The organism is Vibrio sp. 14G-20 (genome assembly GCF_026241515.1).
Classification (GTDB): domain Bacteria; phylum Pseudomonadota; class Gammaproteobacteria; order Enterobacterales; family Vibrionaceae; genus Vibrio.
On sequence record NZ_JAPHPW010000002.1, the window covers coordinates 348,504 to 355,656 of the forward strand.

6 protein-coding genes and 1 pseudogene are annotated in these 7,153 nt (G+C 42.8%); 2 read left to right on the plus strand and 5 right to left on the minus strand.

The window, feature by feature from the left end; all coding sequences use genetic code 11:
• Positions 1-184: 184 nt before the first annotated feature.
• Positions 185-1,591, plus strand: coding sequence for a H(+)/Cl(-) exchange transporter ClcA (gene clcA / locus OQJ75_RS03180; protein ID WP_248376558.1), 1,407 nt, complete (start codon positions 185-187; stop codon positions 1,589-1,591).
• Between the two features lie 236 nt (positions 1,592-1,827).
• Entirely contained in the window at positions 1,828-2,775 is a 948-nt protein-coding gene (locus OQJ75_RS03185) for a TDT family transporter (protein WP_248376559.1), read from the plus strand.
• Positions 2,776-2,908: 133 nt separating this feature from the next.
• Here the strand turns inward: OQJ75_RS03185 and OQJ75_RS03190 are convergent, their stop codons facing one another.
• From OQJ75_RS03190 to OQJ75_RS03210, 5 genes and pseudogenes are all read right to left on the minus strand, one after another.
• On the minus strand, positions 2,909-3,724 hold the full coding sequence (locus OQJ75_RS03190) for a phosphodiesterase (RefSeq protein WP_265970617.1): 816 nt from the start codon (positions 3,722-3,724) through the stop codon (positions 2,909-2,911).
• Positions 3,725-3,728: 4 nt separating this feature from the next.
• On the minus strand, positions 3,729-4,811 hold the full coding sequence (locus OQJ75_RS03195; protein WP_265970616.1) for an ABC transporter ATP-binding protein: 1,083 nt from the start codon (positions 4,809-4,811) through the stop codon (positions 3,729-3,731).
• A gap of 13 nt (positions 4,812-4,824) precedes the next feature.
• On the minus strand, positions 4,825-5,613 hold the full coding sequence (locus OQJ75_RS03200) for an ABC transporter permease (protein ID WP_265970615.1): 789 nt from the start codon (positions 5,611-5,613) through the stop codon (positions 4,825-4,827).
• Positions 5,614-5,615: 2 nt separating this feature from the next.
• Positions 5,616-6,428 (minus strand): ABC transporter permease, encoded by an 813-nt coding sequence (locus OQJ75_RS03205; RefSeq protein ID WP_248376563.1) that lies wholly within the window; start codon positions 6,426-6,428, stop codon positions 5,616-5,618.
• A 48-nt stretch (positions 6,429-6,476) separates the two neighbouring features.
• Positions 6,477-7,100 (minus strand): annotated as a pseudogene (locus OQJ75_RS03210) (extracellular solute-binding protein); the annotation flags it as partial.
• Positions 7,101-7,153: the final 53 nt, after the last annotated feature.

Genomic DNA, 7,153 nt, shown 5'->3' on the forward strand with positions numbered 1-7,153 from the left:
GCCGCCACTAGAGAATCGTTCAAAATTGTGATGGTGATTCCACTATTGACCATATATATCATTTATGTAACACGTATATTCCATAAATGAAATTCAACTTTGCATCTTTGTTGCTATAGGATATGCAGAGGAAGCGTATAATTTATTTCAATCCCGCCCTAACTCATTCAGGAGACTTATCTCTATGACCAGAAGAGAGAAAATTAAGCAGTCCTTATTAGCCAAGATGCCAAGGGATGCTATTAATCAATTTCTCTCAAGAGATAAAACTCCAGCTTCCGTTCTCTTTCTTTCTTGTATTGTGGGGGTACTTGCTGGCGTAGTGGGTACCTATTTTGAGGTTGCGGTTCATTTCATCACAGAAACTCGTACCGATTGGCTGAAAGATGAAATCGGTAGCCATTTACCACTTTGGCTTGCTGCTTTCCTTATTAGTGCTGCATTCGCCTTTATTGGCTATTTCCTCGTCCACCGCTTTGCTCCAGAAGCTGCCGGTTCAGGTATCCCTGAAATAGAAGGTGCGATGGACGGCATGCGTCCTGTTCGATGGTGGAGAGTATTACCAGTAAAATTCTTTGGCGGTATGGGCGCGTTAGGCTCTGGTATGGTGTTAGGCCGTGAAGGACCAACCGTTCAAATGGGCGGTAGTATTGGTCGTATGGTCACAGATATATTTCGAGTTAAAGATGATGACACTCGTCACTCCCTGTTGGCGTCAGGCGCAGCTGGTGGTTTAGCCGCCGCATTCAATGCACCGCTAGCTGGCATCATGTTTGTGGTCGAGGAGATGAGACCACAATTTCGCTACTCACTCATATCAATCAAAGCCGTCATTATCTCAGCAGTTTCAGCCAACATTGTATTTCGCTCTATCAACGGCCAGTCTGCTGTTATCACAATGCCTCAATACCACCCGCCTGAACTCGAGGCACTTTGGTTGTTCTTGCTGTTAGGTGTGTTATTCGGTCTGTTTGGTGTGATTTTCAATAAACTGATTACGCTTTCTCAAGACCTGTTTGTGGCAATACACAAGAATGACCGTAAACGCTACTTGATGACTGGTACCCTACTTGGCGGTTGCTTTGGCTTGTTGCTGCTCTATATACCTGAATTAACTGGTGGTGGTATTGGTATCATCCCTAACATCACTAATGGCAGCTACAGCACCAACGTATTGTTATTGATCTTCCTAGGGCGCGTTCTGACTACTCTGCTTTGTTTCGGCTCTGGTGCGCCAGGCGGTATCTTTGCACCAATGCTTGCGCTAGGAACACTCTTTGGTTATGCGTTCGGGCTTATCGCGGCAGCATTCTTTCCGGAACTGAATATTGAACCGGGTATGTTTGCAATTGCTGGCATGGGAGCCTTATTTGCCGCCACCGTGCGAGCACCTATCACGGGCATACTGTTGGTTATTGAAATGACCAATAACTACTACCTCATCCTGCCGTTGATCATCACCTGCTTAGGCGCGGTAATCATTGCTCAAATGTTAGGTGGGCAGCCAATTTACAGCCAACTGCTTAACCGTACGCTGAAAAACGAGAAGCTAAGACAACAAGACCTCCCCCAGCAAGAGGAAGTCCGTTAATTACAAATGACTCATGAAAAAATACACATTCGACGTGTTTAATCTCCCGATTCCGTATCAAAATCAAAAAAGCAAACGTTAAACTTGGTATCATCCACTCAAAATTAGTTGAGTGCCCTCAAAATCTATTGATTAAACGCCTACACGCTCTAACTAAAGCAAATAATCCAATATTCTGTAATTAACTAAGTCGGAGCAAGTCGTTGAACTGGAGAAGATTAACCCAAGTAAAAAATGTGCCGCCATCTCAGGCGTCTTTAGCACTTGGCGTTATTGGGCTAGGACAAGCTTGGGCGCTATATGTCCCGGGCATTGGCGAGATTATTCGTCCCTATCTAGCTTCATTCGGCGCACTGTTGCTGCTGCCTGTTTTACTACGCTATTTAACAAACTTTAATACTTTCCTTAATGATATTCGCCACCCGTTAAGTGGAAGCTTGATGGCACCCATGAGCATGGCTTTACTGATTCTGTGCGACTATTTAGCCGAGATATCGCCTGTCATCGCTTACCCAGTTTGGTTCTGCGCGTTGTTGTTGCATTTTACTATGATGGTGTTGTTCTTTAGTTTTCAGATCATCAACTTCAAAATGTCGAACATTGTACCAAGTTGGTTTCTGTATCCGGTCGGTTTGATCAGCAGTTCCTTAGCGGGCACACAGTTTGGACATACCGTCTTTTCAGAAACACTTGCAGCCACTTGTATTGGTATCTATTTCCTTATGTTGCCAGTGGTGTTGTACCGCTTGGTGTTCGAAGGCAATCTTCCTCGCCGGGCAAGACCAACACTCGCCATCATGGCAGCTCCGGTTAACTTATCTTTAGCTGCTTACTTGGTTAACTTCGACAACCCAGACCCGATTCTGACAGGCGCGCTGGCTGGTATTGCCATCACCATGACTCTGTTGATTTACTTGTGTTACATCCGATTAATGCGCCTCAAGTTCCAGCCTTCAATTGCTGCTGTTACCTTCCCATCGGTGATTAGCGCCATTGCCATGCATCGCTTAACCACCTTTTTTGGTGCTGAATACCCACAATGGTACTGGCTACACAAGTTTGGCTTCTTCGAGCTGACCATCGCGACGATCTTGGTCATTTGGGTTGCAGGCGGTTATGTGAAGATGTATTGGCCGGAGTTTTTCGATTCTGACTACATGTCTAAAAAGATCAAACGTTCTTAGCGTTTACTTAATGAAATTCTGTTGCTTATCTGTGCCAACAAAACTTAGCGCCTAGACCCAAAAATAACGCCATTTGTTACATGTAACAAATGGCGTTATTAGTTCGCGCTAAATCAACTTACAACAATAATGTTTAATCGATCAAAGCACCATATTCGTCAAAGAATGGATAAGGACCATCACTATCTTCTATATAACTAATATGAGAAACCACGGACTTCTTAGCTATAGTCAGAAGTTGTATCGCTTTAGGTTCTAATGAAAAAGATGAATTTGCCTTTGGGTCGAGATCTAATGTGACTGAATGACTATGAGAAGGCCCCACCCAAACTGGAATTGAATTCCAAACTGCTGTAATTGGTCGATGTAGGTGGCCAGCACAAATACCCAGGATATTGCTAAAAGGCTTAATGACTTCGTAAAATTCATCAGCATTCTGTAAGTTCTGCACATCCATATGGTTCAAGCCTACGGCCATCGGAGGATGATGAATAAACAACATTATTGCCCTATCTCGATATTGTTCTAAGACCAAACTAAGCCATCCCAAAGTATCCGCAGTTAAATATCCATAGGGTTTACCAAGAACTGAAGAGTCTAATCCAATAAGTACCTCGTCATGACTATCTACGACAAAATTACAATATTCATCGTGATCAAACGAAACAAGATTCGACAACCCCTCACGCAGATTGTGTCTATCATCATGATTACCAGGAATGACATATAACGGCATGTCGAACTTCTCAAGAGCTTCGTTGATCAGTTGGTATTCTTCGATCAAACCAAAGTCACCTAAATCACCAGTAACTACGACACAATCAGGTCTCGGGCGTAAGTCGTTGATATGGTTTACGGCATCATATAAACATTTCAACGTATCAACTTTCTTATAGGCCTGCTTACCCCCCTGCTTGATGTGCAGGTCTGTCAGTTGTGCAATTAACATAGTATTACTTCTTTAAAAGAATTAGCCGCTCAGAGGCGAACGAGATAATGACAACTTGACCAATTTGATAATCAACTCGAGCAAAACAATCAACCATCAGAGTTCTGTTTTTCTGTAAGCCCGACAACGTTACGCGCGTGCGGTCGCCAAGAAATACAGTACTGATAACCGTTGCAGTTAGTGCGCTGTTTTCATCAGTTACTTGCGTTAGTAAAATATCTTCAGGCCTTAACATTACACTGATTTCTTTATTAGTAGAGACCTGTGAGAGCACTTGATCAGACAAAGTAATCTGTTTGCCTGTATCCAACATCAGTTGTCCATCACCCACACTCCCTTCGAGTCGGTTCATTTGACCAATAAAATCGGCAACAAAGTTGTTAACTGGCTTCAAATAGATATCTTTTGCTGAACCAATTTGCGCAATTTCTCCATGGTCTAAAACCGCAATGCGATCCCCCATAGCCATTGCCTCTTCTTGATCATGAGTGACATATACCGCTGTAATGCCGAGTTTTTTTAAGAGATTTCGGATATCACCACGTAACCTTTGTTTCAGCAGAGCATCTAATGCAGATAACGGTTCATCAAGTAAAAGAACATCTGGTTCAGTGATAATTGCTCTTGCTAAAGCGACGCGCTGACGCTGGCCTCCTGAAAGCTGATGGACATTTCGACTCGCATACTTTTCTAAGTCAAACATGTTAAGCATTTCTTTTAGTTTTCTGGTTATCTCAGACGGAGCGACTCCACGAACCTTAAGTCCATAAGCAATGTTTTCGCTAACATTCATATTTGGGAATAGAGCATAAGACTGAAACACCATCCCAACTTTACGTTGTTCGATTGGCAAACACGTAACATCATGATCACCAAACACAATCGTGCCGCCATTTTCATCCGCAAACTCTAGGCCTGCAATCATACGCAATGTAGTTGTCTTTCCGCATCCTGATGGGCCCAGCAAAACTAAGATTTCGCCCGCCTCAATTTTGAGATTTGTCGGCTTTAATGCCAAGGTTCCATCTGGGAATGTCTTCGTAATATTATTTAGCGAAATTTCCACGCCATTTTGTTGTTCTAACATATTGATTTTGTTCTTAATTATTTATCACTGGTTTCTTGTTCAACGCTTGAGCCAAGACCAATAGAGGGAGAATTAAACAAAGGAAAATAAGTGTGTACGCTGAACTTATCTCAAGTCGCATAGAAGCATATGAATCAGCAAGTCCAACAGGCAGCGTTTTCGTCAATGGTGTGTGTAGCATCCATGTCAGGTTAAACTCGCCAATAGACAAAGTGAGTGTCATCAACATACCAGCGACAATACCAGCCTTGCAGTTGGGTACAATCACATCGAAAAATCGCTGCCAAAAAGTCGCTCCAAGACTTGCAGCGCCTTCCTCAAGAACACGGAAGTTAATACTCTGCAAAATTGATAGAACAGACTTAACCATGAAAGGCAGTGTGAAAATCACATGACCAACAAGAATAAACATCCAACTTGAGCGGAAGTCATTAAACCCTCCATACGCTAGAATCAAACCTAACGAAATTGCCATCCCCGGAATTGCAATGGGGAGTGTAAGTAGCTCGTCAAAAATAGAAGCCCATCTACTTTTACTTTTCGCAAGTACGTAAGCACACGGTACACCTATGACAACATTGATTAACGTGGTTGCAATGGCTATTTGTAGGGTTAACCAAATCGTATCTGAATACAGTGCCCATACTTGTTCAACCCAACGAAAGGTAAACCCACTTTTAACACCGACAAAATAGTTATTTGTAAGACCAGCGATTACCGACATAAACACCGGCACAATCAAGAACGCACATACCGTCAATGTGAAAAACAGCTGCATGTAAAAGTATTTATCTTTTTTCATTATTATCCCCCCATCGCTGCAGATGCGTTGCCATAACGCTTAGCCAACGCCAAACAAAACCAAGTCACTAGGCCGAGAATCAAACTCAGTGCAGCTGCCATTGCGAAATTGGCATTGAGCGTAAATTCGGTATATATCGTCATAGGAAGAACGTTGATATTAGTCGCCAACGTAAACGCGGTACCAAATGCTCCCATAGATGTAGCAAAACAAATCGAACCCGAAGAGATTAGGCCGGGGGTTAGCGCCGGAAGCGTGACGTCTTTAAAGATCTGCCAACGATTTGCACCTAGGGATCGACCGGCTTCAAGTAGATTGTGATCAAGCTTTTCCGCCGTTCCCATTACGGTCAATACAACCCGTGGAATAGAAAAATATAAATAACCCAAAAACAGCCCTGCCATCGTATAAGCAAACATCCAACGTTCACCCGTCAACATCAACCCAAGCTGAGCAAAAAGCCCCTGTCGCCCTGAAAGCATGATGACAAAAAAACCAATAACAACACCTGGGAAAGCCAATGGGAAGCTCAGCATTGCAACCAAGATCTGCTTACCTTTAAAGTCATAGCGAGTCAAAAACAATCCTGAGATGGTCGCTATCGCTAAACTAACCAGAGTGACTAAAACAGACAGTCCAACTGTCGAAATCAAACTTTTTAAATAGATAGGTCTAGTTAAAATATGCCAGTAACTTATAGCGCCGCCATCTATTAGCGAAACCTTGATTAACTGCACGACTGGCAATAGAAAAAATGCACAGCTAACGGTGATGGCTGGCAAAATCAGAAATAAGGAAATACGATCATTTTTCATAGAGATATTGGCGGGTGTAACCCCGCCATCCAACATTTTAATAGGCTATTAGTTCATTTCTCGAATATACATATCCGCAAATGTAGATTGATTTTCAGACATTTTTGCGAAATCAACAGAGCCTACTCGTTCGTACTCTGAAGCTGGGAGGAACTTACTTTGCGCCTCTTCGCTCATCACACCATCAATTACTGGGCGTAAATAGGCTTCTGCCCATAATTGTTGGCCTTTATCTGACAAGACAAAGTCTAAAATCTTCTGAGCATTCTCTGAATTCGGCGCATTCTTCACTTTACTCATTACATAAGGAACAGCGATAGAGCCTTCCTTGGGAATAACAAAAGCCGCATTAGTAAAATCGTTGTATTTTGCGCGATACGCATTGAAGTCGTAATCAATTAAAATTGGGATCTCACCAGAAATCACACGAGCATAAGAAGTTTGTCGAGGAACAATTGGTCGATTCTTCGCTAACTGTTGAAAATACTTAATGGCTGGTTTGAAATTATCAATATCGCCACCCATAGCCTCATTAACTGCTACAGCACTTGCGTAACCAACAAAAGCACTCGTTGGATCTAAATACCCAACCATACCTCTATAATCAGGCTTCAACAGGTCTTCCCAGCTCGTCGGCACTTCTGCGCCATCAAGAGCATCAACATTCACAAAAATGTATGGTCCGCCCCGTTATTGCAACTACAATTAAGTAATAACGGAGTTGG

What these genes read in the sequence shown, in the direction of transcription:
- clcA (WP_248376558.1), top strand. Translation starts at nt 185, where the DNA reads ATGACCAGAAGAGAGAAAATTAAGCAGTCCTTATTAGCCAAGATGCCA.
- OQJ75_RS03190 (WP_265970617.1), bottom strand. Translation starts at nt 3,724, where the DNA reads ATGTTAATTGCACAACTGACAGACCTGCACATCAAGCAGGGGGGTAAG.
- OQJ75_RS03195 (WP_265970616.1), bottom strand. Translation starts at nt 4,811, where the DNA reads ATGTTAGAACAACAAAATGGCGTGGAAATTTCGCTAAATAATATTACG.
- OQJ75_RS03200 (WP_265970615.1), bottom strand. Translation starts at nt 5,613, where the DNA reads ATGAAAAAAGATAAATACTTTTACATGCAGCTGTTTTTCACATTGACG.
- OQJ75_RS03205 (WP_248376563.1), bottom strand. Translation starts at nt 6,428, where the DNA reads ATGAAAAATGATCGTATTTCCTTATTTCTGATTTTGCCAGCCATCACC.